Origin of the sequence: Okeania sp. SIO2B3 (assembly GCF_010672525.1) — a bacterium.
GTDB lineage: Bacteria > Cyanobacteriota > Cyanobacteriia > Cyanobacteriales > Microcoleaceae > Okeania.
In genome coordinates this window covers 1-21,103 of record NZ_JAAHGH010000089.1, presented here as the reverse complement: position 1 = coordinate 21,103, position 21,103 = coordinate 1, and the positions used below count along the sequence as shown (strand labels likewise).

The 21,103-nt window shown below is 34.7% G+C and carries 16 protein-coding genes and 1 pseudogene; 13 read left to right on the top strand and 4 right to left on the bottom strand.

Annotation, left to right across the window (positions count from 1 at the left end; translation table 11 throughout):
- The first annotated feature begins 14 nt into the window (after nt 1–14).
- Nucleotides 15–1,445: a serpin family protein gene (locus F6K15_RS30250; RefSeq protein ID WP_293068434.1), complete on the top strand. Its 1,431-nt coding sequence runs from the start codon at nt 15–17 to the stop codon at nt 1,443–1,445.
- A 195-nt stretch (nt 1,446–1,640) separates the two neighbouring features.
- Here the strand turns inward: F6K15_RS30250 and F6K15_RS30245 are convergent, their stop codons facing one another.
- On the bottom strand, nt 1,641–1,988 hold the full coding sequence (locus tag F6K15_RS30245) for a transposase (RefSeq protein ID WP_293068464.1): 348 nt from the start codon (nt 1,986–1,988) through the stop codon (nt 1,641–1,643).
- 116 nt (nt 1,989–2,104) lie between these two features.
- Entirely contained in the window at nt 2,105–2,479 is a 375-nt protein-coding gene (locus F6K15_RS30240) for a transposase (RefSeq protein ID WP_293068431.1), read from the bottom strand.
- Between the two features lie 729 nt (nt 2,480–3,208).
- Here F6K15_RS30240 and F6K15_RS30235 point away from each other — a divergent pair.
- Together F6K15_RS30235 and F6K15_RS38730 are read left to right on the top strand one after the other, a co-directional pair.
- Nucleotides 3,209–4,333: a serpin family protein gene (locus F6K15_RS30235; protein ID WP_293068429.1), complete on the top strand. Its 1,125-nt coding sequence runs from the start codon at nt 3,209–3,211 to the stop codon at nt 4,331–4,333.
- 182 nt (nt 4,334–4,515) lie between these two features.
- Nucleotides 4,516–4,587 (top strand): annotated as a pseudogene (locus F6K15_RS38730) (hypothetical protein); the annotation flags it as partial.
- On the opposite strand, the gene F6K15_RS30230 reads toward F6K15_RS38730, so the two are convergent.
- The gene (locus tag F6K15_RS30230; protein WP_363269018.1) at nt 4,572–5,279 is read right to left on the bottom strand and encodes an MBOAT family O-acyltransferase; all 708 of its coding nucleotides are present in this window, start codon (nt 5,277–5,279) and stop codon (nt 4,572–4,574) included. The pseudogene F6K15_RS38730 and the gene F6K15_RS30230 sit on opposite strands and share 16 nt — an antisense overlap.
- A 571-nt stretch (nt 5,280–5,850) precedes the next feature.
- Nucleotides 5,851–6,978: a hypothetical protein gene (locus tag F6K15_RS30225; RefSeq protein ID WP_293068424.1), complete on the bottom strand. Its 1,128-nt coding sequence runs from the start codon at nt 6,976–6,978 to the stop codon at nt 5,851–5,853.
- A 903-nt stretch (nt 6,979–7,881) separates the two neighbouring features.
- Here F6K15_RS30225 and F6K15_RS30220 point away from each other — a divergent pair.
- The 10 genes from F6K15_RS30220 to F6K15_RS30175 all read left to right on the top strand — a co-directional run bounded on the left by F6K15_RS30220 (nt 7,882) and on the right by F6K15_RS30175 (nt 21,039).
- Entirely contained in the window at nt 7,882–9,777 is a 1,896-nt protein-coding gene (locus tag F6K15_RS30220; RefSeq protein ID WP_293068421.1) for a serine/threonine-protein kinase, read from the top strand.
- Nucleotides 9,746–10,423 (top strand): Rpn family recombination-promoting nuclease/putative transposase, encoded by a 678-nt coding sequence (locus F6K15_RS30215; protein ID WP_363269025.1) that lies wholly within the window; start codon nt 9,746–9,748, stop codon nt 10,421–10,423. The genes F6K15_RS30220 and F6K15_RS30215 overlap by 32 nt, the downstream gene beginning before the upstream one ends.
- Nucleotides 10,424–10,509: 86 nt before the next feature.
- Nucleotides 10,510–10,731, top strand: a complete 222-nt coding sequence (locus F6K15_RS30210; protein WP_293068418.1) for a hypothetical protein — start codon at nt 10,510–10,512, stop codon at nt 10,729–10,731.
- A gap of 86 nt (nt 10,732–10,817) precedes the next feature.
- Complete coding sequence (locus tag F6K15_RS30205; protein ID WP_293068415.1) at nt 10,818–11,027, top strand: hypothetical protein; 210 nt, start codon at nt 10,818–10,820, stop codon at nt 11,025–11,027.
- A 330-nt stretch (nt 11,028–11,357) separates the two neighbouring features.
- On the top strand, nt 11,358–15,500 hold the full coding sequence (locus F6K15_RS30200; protein ID WP_293068412.1) for a tetratricopeptide repeat protein: 4,143 nt from the start codon (nt 11,358–11,360) through the stop codon (nt 15,498–15,500).
- Complete coding sequence (locus F6K15_RS30195) at nt 15,460–16,128, top strand: CHAT domain-containing protein (RefSeq protein WP_363269023.1); 669 nt, start codon at nt 15,460–15,462, stop codon at nt 16,126–16,128. Before F6K15_RS30200 ends, F6K15_RS30195 begins: the two co-directional genes overlap by 41 nt.
- A 475-nt stretch (nt 16,129–16,603) precedes the next feature.
- The gene (locus tag F6K15_RS30190; RefSeq protein WP_293068409.1) at nt 16,604–16,873 is read left to right on the top strand and encodes a hypothetical protein; all 270 of its coding nucleotides are present in this window, start codon (nt 16,604–16,606) and stop codon (nt 16,871–16,873) included.
- A 253-nt stretch (nt 16,874–17,126) separates the two neighbouring features.
- Nucleotides 17,127–17,303 (top strand): hypothetical protein, encoded by a 177-nt coding sequence (locus tag F6K15_RS30185; RefSeq protein WP_293068406.1) that lies wholly within the window; start codon nt 17,127–17,129, stop codon nt 17,301–17,303.
- Between the two features lie 237 nt (nt 17,304–17,540).
- Nucleotides 17,541–17,900: a hypothetical protein gene (locus F6K15_RS30180; RefSeq protein ID WP_293068403.1), complete on the top strand. Its 360-nt coding sequence runs from the start codon at nt 17,541–17,543 to the stop codon at nt 17,898–17,900.
- Between the two features lie 190 nt (nt 17,901–18,090).
- The gene (locus F6K15_RS30175; RefSeq protein ID WP_293068400.1) at nt 18,091–21,039 is read left to right on the top strand and encodes an efflux RND transporter permease subunit; all 2,949 of its coding nucleotides are present in this window, start codon (nt 18,091–18,093) and stop codon (nt 21,037–21,039) included.
- Nucleotides 21,040–21,103 lie beyond the last annotated feature (64 nt).

The following is a 21,103-nucleotide window of genomic DNA, read 5'->3' as shown; positions in this document are numbered from 1 at the left end:
TTAAAATAAGGAATATGCCTTTTTCTCTTAGTCAATTAGAAATGGCCAGGATTACTCGCCATCTCTCAACTGCTTTTTATACCCTTAAAAAGGGAGGCTTTAGACCACAATTTTTCGGTAAAAGTAAGAAAATGTTAAAAGAACTTTTATATAAATGTTATGCCATTTCGGCAAAAATGTCTCTAGGGACTATGGCTATAATTATAATTATTAGTATCTATAATTTGCCTGGAGTTGCAATAAAGTTAAGGAATAGAGAATTTTATACCGATAATCAGACAAATTCCCGACAGAGTATACTAGCTCAAATAGAAGACATGGACATCAGTATGAAATTAGTTTCTGCTAATAATAGATTTGCCTTTCAACTATTTTCAGAAATTCAAAAATCACAATCAAATAAAAATATTTTTATCTCACCGAGCAGTATAGCGATCGCTCTATCAATGACCTACAATGGTGCCGAGGGAAAAACGAGAGATGCTATGGCTAAAGCATTAAATTTTCAGGGAATGAGTTTAGAAGAAGTTAATCAGGCAAACAAAGAATTAGGCATTTTATTAAATAGTTTAAACCCAGGCATTAAATTAGATATTGCTAACTCAATCTGGACTAAAAAAGGGATGTCTTTTGAGCCAAAATTTCTGCAAAGAAATCAAAATTTTTATCAGAGCAAGGTAAGTGAAATAGACTTCAAGCATCCTAAAAGTCCTGAAATTATCAACAATTGGGTCAACGATATTACTCAAGGCAAAATCAATAAAATTATTGAAAAACTTGAACCTAATACAGTAATGGTATTGTTAAATGCTATTTATTTTCAAGGCAATTGGGAGCAAAGATTTTCAGAAGATTCCACAAAAGAACAACCTTTTTATCTACCGAATGGAACAAAAAAACAACATCCAATAATGTTTCAATCATCTAGATATTTATATTATGAAGATGAGGAGTTTCAGGCAGTGAGTTTACCTTATGGAGAAGGACGAGTAAGTATGTATATATTCCTTCCCAAAGAAAAAGTAGGATTAGACAGATTTTATCAAATTTTAAATGAGGAAAACTGGGAAAATTGGATGCTGCAATTTTACTATTGTAAAGTAAATCTAGGCTTGCCAAAATTTAAAACCGAATATGAAATTACCCTCAATGATGCGTTGAAATCTTTAGGAATGGAGATAGCTTTTAACAAAAATAATGCTGATTTTTCTGGGATGCGTCCTATTCCACCAGAGTTATATATAGATAAAATTAAACATAAAACATTTGTGGAAGTTAATGAAGCAGGAACAGAAGCAGGATCAGCTACCAGTATAACTATGAGAGCAAGAAGTGCAGAAATACCTGTTGATATGTTAGTCGATCGCCCCTTCTTTTTGACAATTAGAGATGATGATTCTGGCACTATTCTATTTATGGGAGAAATTACAAATCCAGAAAATTAGGGTGCATCTCAATATTTGAATAAAGCCAAAAATTTATCGCTTTTAGGGAATAGGGAATAGGGAATATATAGAAGCCATTTGGTATCTTTGACTGCTTGACATACTCCCGGCATCAAATCACAGTAACGCAATGCGGGATTCTCATCATTGATGATTCTACGCTCACAGAGATGACTTAGATGGGCAATATTACTATTACACTCGCCAGAGGTCGGACTCTCCCATAGCTTTTGGGTTTCCCCCAGATTCCGTTAGCGCAGCTCCTCTGTAAGAGGCGTGCCCCTCGGTACTGTTGACTATTGCTCCTAACATCTCTAAGCCTTTAGCTAAAATGTTCCTTGCTGCGTTATGGTCACGGTCTGCTATATAACCACAGTGAGGACATTTGTGAGTCCTAACAGACAAAGATTTTTTAACTGTCTGCCCACAATTTGAACAATTTTGGCTAGTGAAATGTGGAGATACTGCTATGCAAGCAATTCCATGCAGTTTTGCATAATATTCTAGCCATTCGGTGAACTGATACCAACTTGCATCAGATATGGACTTAGCTAAATGATGATTCTTAACTAGGTTAGCAATCTTTAAATCTGCCTTCGGCGCGCCGCTCCGCGTCTAGACTACCAGATCGTGAGATTGGATTAACGCCCGTGCAGTCTTTATTGCATGGTGCAATACGATTGTCTACTGATTTTGAGATGCTGCCTGGCTAATTGCTTTCTGGCTTTGTGGTAGTTATTTGACTGAGGTTTCTTACCTTTCTCGTAGCGACGTGATACTCTCCTTTGTAGCTTTTTTAGTCGTTTTTCCGACTTTCTCAAATACTTAGGATTTTCTACAACATCACCATTACTATCAGTATAAAAAGCATTTAAACCTAAGTCTATTCCTACTACATTGCCTTCAAAATTATGAGTTTCTTTTCTCTCTACGTTTACTAAAAATTGACAATAATAACCATCTGCACGTCTAACAACTCTAACTCTACTTATTTGTTGTTCTGAATACCAGACTAAATCACGGCTAGTCCACAACTCAAATACACCAGCTTTAAAACCATCTTTAAACTCAATTTTCTTTAAATATATCCAAATTGATAGAAGTACGTTACGTTTGCGCGATAGAATTCCGTTCCGCTACGCGATCAAACTACGTTACGCTAGCACGAATGCACTTCCACTCACTAATTCTCTTTTCATTTTAAAAAGCACCTACGCAGAGCGAATTACTTACCTCAAAAATACACGAAAATTTCTTCACAAGCAACCAACCTATATTTCTTATATATCAAGACTTTTAACAAATGGCCGAGGAACGTCCGTTTCCACTCAAATTATCCCTATTTTTCCCCCTAAATAGCTCATTTGAACTTTTTTGGGAAAATTGAGTTTAAATTTCAAATATATTTGACAATATTTTATAAGCTTAATTTATACAAATGTTTTTTTAACCAATTATTAAACCTTAAAAAGCTGACAGATAAAGCTTTTCAGAAGAGAAGACAGGAAGTATATTTTCTATAGAATCCATTCTTTATGTGTCAAACGGCTTTAACATAGCATTTACCCAACTTTTGTTTATAATAATTGGCGTTCGCGGAGCGTGGAGTTAGCCGTATTGCGACTTAGCATAACCTTAGCAGGAAATGTAGGTGTTTCTCAAGAGCTGAAGTCCGCAGTTCCTCTGTAAGAGGGTAGCTGACTGCTGTTTGCGGAGCATTCCGTAGGAAATGCTGAATCATACCCAAAATTGAAGATATAGACATGATTGAAAAATTAGTTTCTGCCAATAACAAATTTGCCTTTCAACTATTTTCAGAAATTCATAAATCCCAGGCAAACGAAAATATTTTTATCTCGCCTATTAGTATAGCGATCGCTCTGTCAATGACCTATAACGGCGCTCGGGAAGAAACTCAAACAGCTATGGCTAAAACTTTAAATTTTCAGGGCATGAGCTTAGAGGAAATCAATCAAACAAATCAAGAATTAGGAATTTTATTAGATAGTTTAAATTCAGACATTAAGTTAAATATTTCTAACTCAATCTGGACTAAAATCGGAATACCTTTTGAGCAAAACTTTCTACAAATAAACCAAGACATTTATCAGAGTCAGGTCAGGGAAATTGACTTTGAAAATCCTCAAAGCCCAGAAATTATCAATAATTGGATCAAAGACAATACCAAAGGCAAAATAGATCGAATAATTGAAACACTAGATCGTGATTCAGTTATGGTATTGTTAAATGCTATTTACTTTCAAGGAAACTGGCAAAAAGAATTTGATAATTTTTCTACCTTAGACCGACCTTTTTATCTATCTAATGGAATAGAAAAACAACATCCAACAATGTTAGATTTATCTCAATATTCATATTATGAAAATCAAACTTTTCAAGCCATTAGTTTACCTTATGGAGAAGGTCGCGTCAGTATGTATGTATTTCTCCCCAAAGAAGAAATAGAATTAGAAAAATTCTATCAAACTTTAAATCAAGAAAATTGGGAAAATTGGATGCTAAAGTTTGAATCTCAAGGAGTCACATTAACTCTACCCAAATTTATAAATGAATATGAAATTACCCTCAATGACATATTAAAAACTTTGGGAATGAAGATAGCTTTTGACAGAAAGAAAGCAGATTTTTCAGGAATGAGTTCTATTCCACCAGAGTTATATATTGATGAAATAAAGCATAAAACATTTGTGGAAGTGAATGAAACAGGAACAGAAGCAGCAGCAGCTACCAGTATAGTTATGGCAGTAGCAAGTTCTATGATGATAAGTTTAAATATGTTTGTTAATCGTCCCTTCTTTTTTGCCATTAGAGATAATAATTCTGGCACTATTTTGTTTATGGGAGAAATTACAAATCCAGAAAATTAAGAGTAAATTTTATACATAATGTTTCTCAGGTTAATGAGGTACACCTATCTTTTTTCTTTCCTATTCCCTAGTCCCTAAAACAAGGGAATTTTATACCTCACCAGTATGGGAATTGCTATAGTAGTCTTAAATGATTGATAACAGAAAAGTTAGTAATTTTGAAAATTATAGATAAAAATACCATGATTAAATTAGTTTCTGCAAATAATCAATTTGGTTTTCAACTATTTTCAGAAATTCAGAAATTCCAATCAGATGAAAATGTTTTTATTTCGCCAATAAGTATAGCGATCGCTATATCTGAATATCCAGAAAAGTCACAGTAAATTTGGATGCTAAAAGAGATTACAGCTATCCAAGCACTCGCTACTGTATAAATCTCTGGATTAGCAAAATATTTATCGGCTATAATAGAAAAATTATCTGCGATACAGGCTTTCTTAAAATATCCTACCAGAAACAGCATCAAACAACTCCTCACCTGCACTTGACTAAATGTTTTCGGTGTCAATAACTGAGGTAAAAAGATAGCAGCACGAACAATTGGCCCAGCAACTAATTGGGGGAAAAAGCTGACAAACAAGGCAAAATCCCAAAAGTTTTTAGTTGGTTTGAGTTTACCTCGGTAAATATCTAAAGAGTAGCTGAGGGTTTGAAAGGTATAAAAGCTAATTCCTACAGGTAGAATAATTTGTAGAATCGGAAAACTTATAGGTAAACCGAGCAAATTGAGAAAATTAGCGGCTGAATCAGTGAAAAAGTTATAGTACTTAAAAAATCCTAAGATACCGAGATTGCCTATTAAACTTGATACTAGCCATAGTTGGCGTTGTCGGGAGTCTATAGGTTTGGACGCAAGGTTGTTCCAATCAAAGTTTTTCGTTTTATCAGTTTCCTTAGTTTCCCAATCTGGATTAGCATCATCAATTATAGGTCTAGATATCATCAAACCAACGATATAATCGATGATTGTGGAAGCCAACATTAAAGATAAGAAGCGCCAATTCCAAGCGGCATAAAAAATATAGCTGCAAATGAGTAACCAAATTTTACGATGTTGGTGTTCCCTTAATGTCCAATAGATACAGAAAACTGTAAGGAAGAAAAACAGGAAGCGAAATTCAGTAAAAATCATTTCAAATGTTTATCAAATGTTTATCAAAATAATTGGGTCGCGCAACCCCACCTTTTAAGGCGAAATATTTTTGGAGGTTTGCTCAAATCTGCATTACAAAAATAACTTCTGACTTCTGATATAGAATCCGGTTATACAGTATATGTTTATAATTCTATCCACACTTTCTCGCCTTAAATCTCCCCATCTCTCCATTCACTAAAGTCAAAAGTTAAAATTTAAAAGTTATATCTTATAGTCAGATATCAAATCCGTTTAATTCGGTATAAAAAAATGTTCCATCTTCAAACATTACCAAATATTTCCCCATCTCCCCATCTCCCCATCTCCCCATCTCCCCATCTCATATAATAAATATTCAACCGGATTTGATATGACTTCGTTAAAAAGGATAGATTCCTGATTTTTTTGTTTCAAGATATTTAGCAAATTGTTCTGCCATAAAACGAGTAAATTCCCTTGCACCTCTGTCATTTAGGTGCGTGAAACCCGATCTACTTTCAACTTGATATAAAGTAGGGAAAGTTTCGGGATTATCTAAAGCAAAAACTACCGATTTATTGTACCGTTTATACAATTCGATTGCTGTTGGTTCTTGATATTCCAAAGTTGGGGATATAAAAAGAATGGGCTTAATTCCTTGTTTCTCAATGCGATCGCACATATTTTTGAGAACCTTCAAGCTATAAGTTTTAGAGAAATTAATTGATGCAGTGTTCCTTTGCTTCAACTTATCTACTCTTTGATAATAACTATCTAAATTATTTAAAAAATTTTTTCGATGACCAATCTCAGTTTTACCAGGTTTTTTTTCCCCATCTGAAGCAGAATATCCAGATTCTTGTATCAACAGTTTGGAGTATGGTTGTTTTATAAATTCAATTAAATTAGAACCTAAGACTTTTTCTGACCAAAAATCAGAAAATCTACCCATCCATAAAATTCTATAGAATAGACTTTTTAAATTACCATAAGCAGTATCAAATTTTCTTCGCAAAGGTTTTTCTTGTTCCAAGGTTATACCTAAAGCTAAGATAGTTTCCTTGGGAGTATGCCAATATATACTTCTGGCAGAATCTGCATTACTGAAGTGCTCATACAAACTATCTTGGTATTCTATAAATAACCACTTTAAATTAGCCGGTTTTAAAGCAATAATTGTTCTTAAATAAAAGTCTATCTCTGCTACTGTTGCTCCACCAAATCCTAAGTTAAAAGATTTTATTTCTACGTTTTTTTCTGCCATTAATTTATCAAATAAATTAGGTACTATACCGTGAAAAGTTGTACTAGGACCGATAAAAATAGCATTATATTCATCTTTGTGTTCGGCAAAGTTTTTTAACTTAAGACTAACATAACTAGGATAATTAGGAATGTTAGGATAAGGAAAAATTATATTGGCAAGAACAAAAACTACTGTTAATGTAATTGTGAAAATAATACTGTAAGTAGCTGCTGCCAAAAAATTATAATATTTCCGATTTTTCAAGATATCAACTTTCGTCATAAATTTTTGTTTATCTAAAATATAATTTCTCACTCTTGTTGATTTTTGTAGTAAGCATTTCCTCCGGAATGCTGCGCAAACAGCCGTCAGCTATCAGCAATCAGCTATTGTTTTTAATTTTAGAAAAAAGCTTTACTAATTGAGGCAGAATTTATACTTGCCGAATAATTAACTAATTAATAAATAATTCGCGCCTTGAAGCCTCCCCTTTTAAGAGGAAAAAGCGGTCGTTTGCGGAGCATTCCGTAGGATGGGATGGATGGGTTTCCTAACCATATCCAATCGACCAAGAGAAAAGAAATAATATTTCCTTATATTCAATTCCGTAACGGTTAAAACCCGAGGTAATTATCAATTATCCATTATCAATTATCCATTAATGAAAGCCTATTCTATGTAAGTGTGGTACAGTGATTCTAGTAGATTTGATTAATAAGAATGAAAACTTTATTGCATACTTCAAAAACTATTTAAAATTTTAGTGCCATTGTACCTCATAAACCTGGAATTCGCTGTAACTATAAAAGCTGTCTAAAACAGTCTATTTTCATTAAAACCCCTTCCTTTTGCTGGCTGAGAACTGACAGCTAATAGCTGAATGCTTACTTTTTGTAGATAATACCAGATTATAGACAACAGTTAAAAATCCCTGAATTCTTTGTCGATCAAAATTCCAGTAGTTAAGGTAATTAGTTAAAACCGCTATCACAGTTACATCATCAGCTCGTATATGTAAATAATATATTAATTAAAATATCTAAAATCTCTGATGATTAACGTAATTAATTTTTCCCAGACTTTTTTGCTCCTAAATTGATAATTTCGATTTTTGTAACGGTAAGAACCCAATATATATAATGAAATAACCCTAACTTGGGCCGAAATTAGCCATTATCCCTGTTTATGAATAACCCTATATATCCTGGACTTATACTTACTAACCGCTATAAAATAGTCAAACAATTGGGACATGGTGGTTTTGGACGCACCTACCTCGCAGAAGATAACCATCGTTTCCAAGAACCCTGTGTACTCAAAGAATTTGCCCCCCAAGTACAGGGTAGTTATGCCTTACAAAAATCCCAAGAACTATTTGAACGAGAAGCAGGGGTACTTTACAAATTGCGACATCCACAAATACCCGGGTTCCGAGAAATGTTTCGCTTTAAATTAGATGGAGAAGGATATCTATTTTTAGTACAAGATTATGTAGAGGGTAAAACTTATCGTGCTTTACTAGAAAACCGCAAACGTCAAGGCACTTTTTTTAGAGAAACAGAAGTAACAAGATTTTTACTCCAAATATTACCAGTCTTAGAATATATTCATAACTTGGGAGTCATTCACCGCGACATTTCCCCAGATAATATTATTCTGCGAAGCTCCGATAAGCTGCCAGTATTAATAGATTTTGGTGGAGTCAAAGAAACAGCAACAAAAGTAGTATCTGAATATGCTCATGGTATTTCTCTCCAAGCAACAAGGTTGGGAAAAGTCGGATATGCACCAGACGAACAAATGCGACTAGGAATGATAAATGCCAACAGCGACCTATATGCTTTAGCAGCAACAGTCTTAGTATTACTGACAGGAAAAGAACCCTCTTTTTTGATAGATCCTCACAACTTAACCTTTAACTGGCGCAAGATAATTAGCATTAGTCCAAATTTAGGTAACGTGCTAGATAAAATGTTAGCTCCTAAACCAAGCGATCGCTATTCTACAGTTGGTCAAGTTATAGCAGAGCTTGAAAATTTTGCTTCTAGCACTGACCTAGCAGCTACCCAAGCAGCGCCAAATGTTATCCCTACTCAACCTATTACCGCAGATCAAATCTCCAATGTCACAACAACACCAGCTTCTCAAATTCCAGTTACGACTAATAACACTCAAAAATTTTCAATTTGGTCAAAAATTTTATTAGTATTAGTAACAATATTTAGTATGGGAGGAATAGGTTGGGTAGCTGGTAATTTTTGGTTAGAATACAACTCTAATCAAAAAGAGAAAATAGTCAATAAGAAACCTGAAGAATTGAGCGGTCGCCTCCAAAAATCTGGCATTGAAGAGTCTTTCTTTTTCCCTTTAGTAGATAATTTTTTCTACGCTAAATATCCTCAAAAAAAAGGGCAGACTTTGAGTGATGAAACTTCAGAAGATAAATTATGGAAGTGGCGGTGGTATGAAATAGCAAACCAGTTACTTAACAAACTAGAAACACTAAGTTTAGATGCTCGTCGTAGATTAGGAAACTATAGTAAAGATGACATTTATCGATGGAAGTCTCAACTTAGTAGATTAAATATTAGTAGTGCAGCTTTTAATGATTTGACCGATGCTAAATTTTTCTATTTATTCTCAGAACAACCCCGTGGAAAAAACATAATAGGTTTACCCATGGGTCAAATTTGGCAAGCGATCGCTACTGATACAATGAAAGGTTTACAAAGTAGAAATTCTTTAGAAGAAATTCGTTTTACACCAGGTTCATTTAGAGAAGTTGTGAATGGTAATTTACAACCAGGAGAAGGTAAAATTTATTTAGCTTGGATACAAGCAGACCAAATTTTACGCGTCAGGTTACGAGTTAATTCTCCAGAAGTTTTCTTATCTATTTATCCTCCTGAAAAGTATCGTGGTAGGTCTAGAGCATTAATAGAAGATCGAAATATAAATCTATGGAGGGGTAAAACTCTAACTTCTGGTTATTATCAATTTGTAGTTGTTTCTAGTTCAGATAAACCTATAGAATATTTTTTAGGAGTAGCTGCTAGAGATAGAATTAATAGTAGGTATTAGTTCAAGAATAGACGGGGTATTTTTACCTCAAGATACTGAGAACCCAATTTATTTTACAGAGGTACAATTTCAAAAAGACAGCAAAATTTATTTACGTTTATTCTCCGAGATTTTTACCTATCTTAGAGACAACGAACCGGACTTAAAGTGGCGTGCTATGATTATATTTAAAAGTCGTAGTATGGAACCAACAGAAAGACAAAGAGAATCTGTGCAACCCTTTTTAGATTCTCCCCTGGTCAAACGCATCTATTTGAATGAATTAGAAGTGAGTGAAACAACTCCTTTAGGTGTACAAATCATTCAATTAGTTGTAGCGAAGAAGAAAGGATTTTTAGAGAGAGTAACCGTATTAATTAATCGAGTAAAACAGCAGTTGACCGAAGAAAATTATCGGTTACAACTCTTGAATCTATTGTCAGTTATTGTTCTAGAAAAATTACCAGAAATGAGTCGTCAGGAGTTAGAAGCTATGTTTAGTATTGATGATTTGAAAAAAACTCGTTTTGCTCAGGAATTGATGGCAGAAACAAAAATAGAAGTTATTCCTCGCTTATTAAAGGAAGGCTTTTCTGTGGAAAAAATTGCCGAAATTTTAGAGTTAGAAATTGAGCAAGTGCGACAAGCTATTGCTAATTTGAATTAACTTAAACTGTAGGTTGGGTTGAGGCAACAAAACCCAACTAATTATTTCCCGTATTTCAGGCTATTGTATTAGAAAAATTACCAGAAATGAGTCGTCAGGAGTTAGAAACTATGTTTGGTATTGATGATTTGAAAAAAACTCGTTTTGCTCAGGAATTAATGGCAGAATCAAAAGCTGAAGGAGAAATTCTAGGAAAATTAAAGGTCATTTATAGTTTATTAAGAAAAGGCTTTTCTATTGAAGAAATTGCCGAAATTTTAGACTTAGAAGTTGAGCAAGTGCAACAAGCTATTGCTAATTTGAATTAACTCAAATTGTAAGTTGGGTTGAGGTAACAAAACCCAACTAATTATTTCTCGTATTCCAGACTATTGTATTAGAAAAATTACCAGAAATGAGTCGTCAGGAGTTAGAAGCTATGTTTGGTATTGATGATTTGAAAAAAACTCGTTTTGCTCAAGAATTACTTGAGGAAGGAGAAATTCTAGGAAAATTAAAGGTCATTCCTAGTTTATTAAGAAAAGGCTTTTCTGTTGAAGAAATTGCCGAAATTTTAGAATTAGAAGTTGAGCAAGTGCGACAAGCTATTGCTAATTTGAATTAACTTAGATTGTAGGTTGGGTTGAGGCAACAAAACCCAACCAATTATTTCCCATATTCCAGACTATTGTATTGGAAAAATTACCACAAATGAGTCGTCAGGAGTTAGAAGCTATGTTTGGTATTGATGATTTGAAAAAAACTCGTTTTGCTCAGGAATTAATAGCAGAAGCAGAAATAGTCTGATTTTTTATTTGCCATCTACTCGACACATTCGCCCGTTCGCCACTGCATTACTTTTGATAAAAAATGTTGGGTTTCCTGCTTTTAGGTTTAAAAACTAGAATCACAACATTATTACTGAAGCATCAGCATATAAAAAGAGGTAACAAAAATGAATTTCTTTGAACAGTTAGGTGATTTTTTTTCAAATGTAGGAGAACAAGTAACTTACTTTAGTTTAAGAGTAAGAATTAATCTCCTAAAACAACAAGGTCAATTTGATGAAGCTATTGAATTAGCTAAACAATCTTTAGATTTAGCTATGAAAATTTGGGGAAATGAAAATTATGAAGTGGCTAATAGCTTACACAGCTTTGCTGTCCTATACAGTATTCAAGGAAAATATATTGAAGCTGAACCTCTTTTCCAAGAAGCTTTAGCCATGAGAAAACGTTTATTTAAAACAGACCATCCTCTTGTTGCTAATAGCTTAAATAACCTAGCTTACTTATACAAAAATCAAGGAAAATACAGTGAAGCTGAACCTCTTTTACAACAGGCTTTAGCTATGACAAAACGTTTGTTTGCTGGAGACAATCCTCTTGTTGCTACTAGCTTAAACGGCCTAGCTTTGCTCTACAATAATCAAGGCAAATACAGTGAAGCTGAACCTCTTTTTCAAGATGTTTTAGCTATGATAAAACGTTTGTTTACTGGAGACAATCCTTATGTTGTTAGTAGCTTAAATAACTTAGCTTACCTATACAGTAATCAAGGAAAATATAGTAAAGCTGAACCTCTTTATCAAGAAGCTTTAGCTATGACAAAACATTTGTTTACTGGAGACCATCCTGATGTGGCTAGTAGCTTAAGCAACTTAGCTTCCATATACAATAGTCAAGGAAAATATAGTGAAGCTGAATCTCTTTATCAAGAAGCTTTAGCTATGAGAAAACGTTTGTTTGCTGGAGACCATCCTGATGTTACTACTAGCTTAAATAACCTAGCTTTCATATACAGTAATCAAGGAAAATATAGTGAAGATGAACCTCTTTATCAAGAAGCTTTAGCTATTTATAAAAGTTTGTTTCCTAGAGACCATCCTGATGTGGCTATTAGCTTAAATGACTTGGCTTTGGTATACAGTAATCAAGGAAAATACAGTGAAGCTGAACCTCTTTTACAACAGGCTTTAGCTATGACAAAACGTTTGTTTCCTGGAGACCATTCTTATGTGGCTACTGGCATAAACAACCTAGCTTCCATATACAAAAATCAAGGAAAATATAGTGAAGTTGAATCTCTTTATCAAGAAGCTTTAGCTATGAGAAAACGTTTGTTTGCTGGAGACCATCCTGATGTGGCTAGTAGCTTAAATGACTTGGCTTCCATATACAATAGTCAAGGAAAATATAGTGAAGCTGAATCTCTTTATCAAGAAGCTTTAGCCATGAGAAAACATTTATTTACTGGAGACCATCCTGATGTGGCTAGTAGCTTAAATTACCTTGCTTTGCTCTACTATTCTCAAGGAAAACATAGTGAAGCCGAACCTCTTTTACAACAGGCTTTAACAATGGAAAAACGTTTGTTTCCTGGAGGCCATCCCAATATTGCTCTTAGCTTAAACAACCTAGCTTCCATATACAATTCTCAAGGAAAATATAGTGAAGCTGAATCTCTTTATCAAGAAGCTTTAGCTATTTATAAAAGTTTGTTTGCTGGAGACCATCCTGATGTTGCTACCACCTTAAGCAACTTAGCTTTCATATACGATAGTCAAGGAAAATATAGTGAAGCTGAATCTCTTTATCAAGAAGCTTTAGCCATGAGAAAACGTTTGTTTAAAAGAGACCATCCTGATATAGCCAATAGTTTAAACAACCTAGCTTTCATATACAGTAATCAAGGAAAATATAGTGAAGCTAAATCTCTTTATCAAGAAGCTTTAGCTATTTATAAAAGTTTGTTTACTGGAGACCATCCTGATGTTGCTACTAGCTTAAGCAACTTAGCTTCCATATACAATTCTCAAGGAAAATATAGTGAAGCTGAATCTCTTTTCCAAGAAGCTTTAGCTATGAAAAAACGTTTGTTTGCTGGAGACCATCCTAGTGTGGCTGCTAACTTAAATGTCCTAGCTTTCCTATACTATAATCAAGGAAAGTATAGTGAAGCTGAACCTCTTTTCCAAGAGGCTTTAGCTATGTTCAAATGTTTGTTTACTGGAGACCATCCTGATACGGCTAATAGCTTAAACAAACTTGCTGCCCTCTACTATTCTCAAGGAAAATATAGTGAAGTTGAGCCTCTTGTAAAAGAGGTTTTAGTCATGAGAAAACGTTTGTTTAAAAGAGACCATCCTGATATAGCCAATAGCTTAAACAACCTAGCTTCCATATACAATTCTCAAGGAAAATATAGTGAGGCTGAACCTCTTTACCAAGAGGCTTTAGCCATAAGTAAACGTTTGTTTACTGGAGACCATCCCGATATTGCTCTTAGCTTAAACAACCTAGCTTCCATATACAATTCTCAAGGAAAATATAGTGAAGCTGAATCTCTTTTACAACAGGCTTTAGCTATGTTCAAACGTTTGTTTGCTGGAGACCATCCTAATGTAGCACTTAGCTTAAACAACCTAGCTTCCATATACGATAGTCAAGGAAAATATAGTGAAGCTGAATCTCTTTTCCAACAGGCTTTAGCTATGTTCAAATGTTTGTTTACTGGAGACCATCCTAATGTAGCTACTAGCTTAAACAACCTAGCTTCCATATACGATAGTCAAGGAAAATATAGTGAAGCTGAATCTCTTTTCCAAGAAGCTTTAGCTATGTTCAAACGTTTGTTTCAGAATGGTCATCCTTCTGTGCCACTAAGTTTAAATAATCTTGCCTCCCTCTATGCTACAACTAACCGCTATCAAGAATCTCTAAAATACTTCAAAGAAGCTACAGAAGTAGAACATCGCTTGATGAGTCAGGAATTTTTAGGCAGCTCAGAAAATGACAGAATGCTTTTTCTAGACAAAATTAGAAAAACACAATATCTCTTACTTTCCCTTGTCTATCAATACTTTTATCCCCTAAAAAAATCTCCAGAAAAATCAGAAGCTATTCACACCGCTTTAGATTTAGTCTTAAAACGTAAAGCTATCAGTAACGCTGCTGATGCAGCTTTCAATGCAGCAATGAATAGCGATCGCTACCCCCACATCCAAGACTCTTTTGAAAAATATCGTTCTCTGTGGAAACAAATTGTTAATTTGCAGTCTTCTCTCTACCTACCCGAAAATTTATCTCGTCTCGAAGCTAATAAAAAACTCCTGAAGGAACTATATGTTGAAGTGGAAACTTTACAAAAAAAGCTCTCTGCTGAAGTTCCAGAAATGAACCTGGAAAATCAATTAGTCGATCGCCAAGAGATTGCTTCAGAATTACCAGAAAATAGTACCTTAATTGAATTTGCTTATTTTCCTGTCTATGACTTTACTACTAATAAATATCAAACTCCTCGTTATCTTGTCTTTATCTTACCTGCTAAAAAATCAGAAAAAGTGCGGATGATTGACTTAGGAGAAGCGGAAAAAATTGATAATTTAATTAGTCAGGTGCGTCAAGCTATTTCCCCAGTAAATCTAGAAAATATGGGTTTGGCTACGAAAAAAGTCAAGTTAGGAATATCTAAACCATCAAATCCATTTGTTGAATTAACAACTACAGTTTTTGAACCTCTAAAGCAATACTTACAAGGCGAACAATTCTTTATTTGTCCCGACGGCAAATTAACCCTAATTCCGTTTGAAATTTTACCCGTAGATGGAGAAAATAATCAATTATTTCTTGACAAATATCAAATTACTTATTTAACAGCAGGTAGGGATTTATTACGATATAAACATCAGCCCAAACGTATTGCCTCTGAATCTTTAGTTATTGCCGATCCAAATTTTGATTTGTCTTTAGAGATCCCCCCAAATTCTCTTGGTAAGGGGGGCTTAGATATTCCCACAACGCCACGGGAAAAAACCGACTTATCTATTAACTCTATTAACTTAAATTCTCTGAAAGATGAAATTATTGAAACCTTTGGACAAGAGAATGAAAAACTATTTCTACCTGTTCCGATGACTAGAGAAATTGCCAAAGCTGTTGCTGCCGAATTTCAAGTCAAACCTCTATTACAAAATGATGCCTTAAAAACTCATTTAACAAATAGTAAATGCCCTAAAAAATTAGTTCTGGCGACTCATGGTTTCTTTTTAGAACAAGATTATCCCCCCCCAACCCCCCTTAGAAAGGGGGGAGTTTGATAATTCCCCCCAACCAGTTTTAGAAAGGGGGGAGTTTATTGGATCGGGTTTTCGTTTACATCAAATAAAAGCTGAAAAAAATCCATTATGGCGTTCCGGATTAGCATTAGCAGGAGCAAATACTTGGCTTTTCGGAGGAGAAATTCCCCCAGAAGCAGAGTCAGGAATTCTATTTGCTTTAGATGTAGCAGGTTTAGATTTATGGGCAAATGAATTAATTATTTTAATTGCCTGTGAAACAGCAGTGGGAGATGTGAAAATTGGGGAAGGAGTCAAAGGATTACGCAGTGCATTTACCGCAGCGGGATCTAGACTTTTAATTATGAGTTTGTGGTCGGTTCCAACTCAAGTTTCGATTCTATTAATGAACCGCTTTCTTACTAATATGCAGCAGAATAATTTATCCAGTCAACAAGCTTTACAAGAGGCACAACTTTATATCAAAACAATCACAATAACAGAATTAGAAGCTTTACCAACTGGTGAAAAAATTCTTCAAGAAAGTAGAGCGTATTGGCAAAAAAAATCATCGGAATTATTTGTTCAATGGGACGTAAAAAATTATCCTTTACAAGCACGTTATTTTTGGGGTGCGTGGGTATGTGTGGGCAGGGAATTTAAAAGTTAAAATTCAATAATTAATAATTACCTTCAAGAAAGTAGAGCGTATTGGCAGAACAAATCATCTGAATTATTGGTTCAATGGGACGTAAAAAATTATCCTTTACAAGCACGTTACTTTTGGGGTGCGTGGGTATGTGTGGGCAGGGAATTTAAAAATTAAAATTCAACAATTAATAATTACCTTTGCTTAAAAGGAATAGGATTAGCGAAAATATTTTTTATTTTTATTTATTCTTCAAATAATAACCTTTAAACCTTAATTATTCAGTAATATCATGTCCGGATAATTAGCGATAAAAAAAATCCTTTTCTTCCTCTTGATTCTTGCTTTTGTCATTCTTCTTTCTTCCCTCCTGATAACTGATAACTGATAACTGATAACTGACTTGACACTCTCAGAAAAATTATGAGATAATCTAAGTGATAATCAAACTATTATCTGAAAATTAATTATTCACAAAATCAGCTTAGGAGGTCGTATGTTCAAATACGCAATTGTTGCTTTGATAACCCTGGAGTTAGTCTTGCTAAGTGCATTAGTTAAAGTGCCCGCTAATGCAAATATTAGAGACCCAGAAATTTTTACTTGGGATTATGCGTCTTTAAGTAATACTCAGATAGTTTGTAAAAAAGTAGTTTTTCATCCTACAAATAGGTGGATGCCACAATCATCAGATATGGAGTCTATAAATATTAATTCCTTGGTAGTAAATGATAGTTATTGTTCCAACTTAACTAAACCTGTTTAACATCATGTCCAGATGATTATTTCTCATCAAAAACTGTAGGGGTATATTTCTAGATCGAGAATACTCCACTTAAGAGAAATATTTATGCTTAAATCTGCTCCAATCTCAGATTAAGAGATAGAAAAAAATCAGAGAACAAACTTACAAAAATTGGAAAACCGGGTTTTTGGTGACATAAAATCCGGTTTATCTATTATGATGCTATAAGATTATGGTAAAGTTCTTGTTGTAAATTATATGAGGTAAAAAAAATATGAAATATCGTATCAGTCTTAATCGTAGATATATAATAGTCGAAGCCAAAAGTATAGAAGAGGCACGCAAACAAGTGGCAGATAAGATTAATAAAGGAGAAAAAATTAACAGCATTAAAGAGGTAAAGTCATCGGAATCTAAGTCTGGTTCTTGGTGGGAAATTTGGTTAGATTAAGTATTGAAGAAGGAAGAAGGAATAAGGAAGAGGGAAGAAGGAAGAAGGGAAAAGGAAAAAGTGGATGGTGATAGTCTTCGACAAGCCACTTCGTGTCTACAAACCCCAAGCAATTGTAATACCGTGTAGACAGCGGGGAATTAAACCCAAAATAAAAAGATAAAATCTCCTCTCTTTTCTGTATTAATTTTCTGTTGTCTACTCTCTTACCAATCTAACAAAAAACTAATTATTAGAATGAAAATTACCTGCCAACAACAATCTTTAATTACTGTTTTTTTATTAACCTTGGTAAGTATAGCTTACTGTAGTTTACTGGTGAGTGAAGCAAAAAGTCAAACTCCCAAATTACTATCTCAAAACGAATATCCTCAAGATTTTACAGAAGCTTATCAAGCAAGTTGTAAAATTAATGCTGTGACAAAAGGATTATCAACAGAACAAGCTGAAACACTATGTGATTGTACCCTGAATCAGTTTCAATCTAAATATACCTTAGAAAAATTTCGGAAATTAATGAACAAAGCAGCAAAAGAGGAAACGCCAGAAGAATTAATAGAAGTCGGAGAGTTTTGTGCTGAAGAATTGATAGATTAGATGGTAGGTGGTAGGTGGTAAGTTTTATATCAAGTCCGGATAATTAGTTATGAAAAAACCTATCCTTTTATACAGAGGAAATATCTCTATTCTCTTTTCTTTTAATTGGAGCTGAGGTAATTTGTCCCAAGTTCAATCAATACCATTACGGTTCCAGGACTGCCCACCTAAGACCTACTACCTACGACCTATGAAACAATCTACAGCAAAAAATCTACGACAACGCTGGAATATTTCCAGATGGGCGATCGCTCTACCATGGTTAACTATTTGTTTTTGGTTAAGTGTAGTAATAGCAGGTCTTTTTGCCTTTAGTAGTCTCAAGTATGGCTTATTTCCAGAAGTCAGTTTTCCAGTAGTGGTAGTACAAGCAACAGCAAATTTTGACAATACTATCGAAACAGAAACGCAAATTACAACTCCGATCGAAAAAGCTGTTAAAATCCTCGAAACAAAAGGGATGTATGAATTGCGTTCCTCAACATATCCAGGTCAAGCAGTCATCAACATAGCTTTTACCACCCTAAGCAATTTAAAATCAGCAACAACAGATGTGGAAACTGCACTCAAACAAGTACCTCTCCCTCCAGAAACTAATTTAGATATAATCAGTCTTGACCTAAACGAGTCAGCAGCAATTAGCTACACTATTGTTAGTGACAGTAAAACTCTCAAAGAATTAACTGCCATTGCTCAAAATCAAATTATCCCTACTATTTCAGAATTACCGGAAATTTTAAAAGTCAACCTACTTGGAGATGCTTCCTTAAAACAAAAAGACACTGACACATCACTCCCTAACACTTTCCCGACCTTAGTAAGTTTCAATAATCAAAATGCCATAGCTTTCCAAGTAGTAAAACGTGCTGATGCTAATACCTTAGAAGCTGTAAGTAAAGTAGAAGCAACCGTAGCAAAAATGCAGTCTGACTTGCCAGAAATAAAACTCGTCTTAGCAGAAACTCAAGCAGACTATATTCAGGAAGCAACCCAAGCTACTATCGATGCTTTATTATTAGCAATTATTCTAGCAGTAGCAGTCATTTTTCCATTTTTACGGAATTTTTCAGCCACCATAATTACAGCTTTAGCAATACCTATTTCTCTATTAGGTACTTGTATTGTCATGGCAATATTTGGATTTAACCTAGAAACTATTACCCTCCTCGCCTTAGCAATAATAATTGGAATAATTGTTGATGATGCTATTGTAGATGTGGAGAATATTGCCAGACATCTCCAAGCAGGAGAAACTCCCAAACAAGCGGCCATCAATGGTACTGATGAAATAGGTTTAACTGTTGTTGCTTCTACCTGCACTATTGCAGCAGTATTTCTCCCAGTCGCTTTGATGGGGGATACCCTTGGTCAGTTCTTTCAACCCTTTGGTTTAACAGTTTCCGCAGCAGTATTAATTTCTTTATTAGTTGCCCGCACTTTATCCCCAGTATTATCAGTGTGGTGGTTAAATGAAGTCAGAAGTCAGAAGTTTGAAGGCAGAAAATTGCAGTTTGAAGTTACAGGTCAGGAGTTAGAAGAAAATTATGATGAAGTCAGAAGTTATTTGAAACAAGATGGTTTATTAAATCAAACACCAATTAAAAGTCAGAAGTTAGAAGGAAACTATGATGAAGTCAGAAGTCAGGAGTTAGAAGTCAGAAGTTGTTTTTGTAACCTAGAGAGTTTATTCAATCAAATACAAAAGTGGGAGAACACTTTATCCAATCAATACCAAAAATTACTTAACTGGTCTCTAGACCATCGAAAAATTGTCATAGCAATAGCTTTACTCAGTTTCATTCTTGGTGTGGCAATGATTCCTCTAATTCCTAAAGGGTTAGTACCACAACTAGACCGAGGAGAATTCAATATTACCTACACTTACCCTCTACCTAATTTTGTTAGTAATACTGAAAATACTCCTTCTCCCCAAGCAACTCCAGCACCTCCCGATAACTCAATTTTTGCTGAAGGAGCATTTAATTGGATTAGCGGTTTAACTAAATCTCCCACTAGAATCTTATTAAGAAAATCTCGTAGAGTAGCGCAACAGATCGAGGAAAAAGTTTTATCCTCCCCAGAAGTAGAATCAGTATTTAGTATTGCAGGTTTCCAGGGTGAGCCAAATCATGGAAAAATATATGTGAAACTCAAAAAAGAGCGATCGCTCACTACTGCCCAAATACAAGAGCAAACTCGTAATGCTTTATCTGAGTTAAAAAATATTAGTATTAGCGTTGAAGATATTCCATTTGTTGAGACTGGTGCCGGAAAACCTTTTGAGATAATGCTATTAGGAGATAATCGAGAAATTCTCTACAACACAGCTCAAAAAATTCAAACTCAAATTGCCAAAATACCAGGATTTGTTGATTTAACTATTGCGCCTCAGTATAATAATTTCGATAACCCCATGGAAATAACTCACCGCAGTCAAAAGCAGGTTATCTATATTACGGCTAATCTCTCTGAGGGTTTAGGATTAGGCAATGCTATAGATTTAGCAGTAGAAATAGCTCAACCAATTTTACCTCCTGGTGTCAAGTTAGACTTAGGTGGAGATTCTTTGAGAATAGGGGAAGTCTTTAGTAGTTTTTTTGTGACTTTAGGTTTCTCTGTTGTATGTATGTTGACAGTCTTAGTTTTACTTTTTGGCAGATTTTTAGAACCTTTGGTAGTAGGTTTGTGTTTGCCTTTGTCTATTGTGGGGGCAATGTTAGGATTATTATTTACTCAGAGTGATTTTGGTGTTATTTCCCTGCTTGGTCTAATTTTTCTCCTCGGTTTACTGGATAAAAATGCTTTGTTATTGATGGATTATATTAATCAACTGCGTCAGTCAGGGTTAGACCGCAGACAAGCTATTTTGCAAACTGGGTTGGTGCGACTACGACCCATTTTAATGACAACAAGTTCCACAGTTTTAGGAATGTTGCCGATCGCCTTGGGATTAGGAGCAGGAGCAGAATTACGACAACCTCTAGCTGTGGCAATTATTGGAGGGTTAATTACTTCTACTTTGTTGAGTTTAATCGTAGTTCCTGTGTTGTACACCTTATTAGAAGATTGGTGGAGATTGACATACTCCCGACGCTCCCCTACGGGAGAGCGCGGGATTCTTCAGCCAAGGAAGCCCTGACCGCAGTGTTAACAGAAGTGATGTCCTCCTCCTGTGTTGATAACAATCCAATTTTCTGTATCAG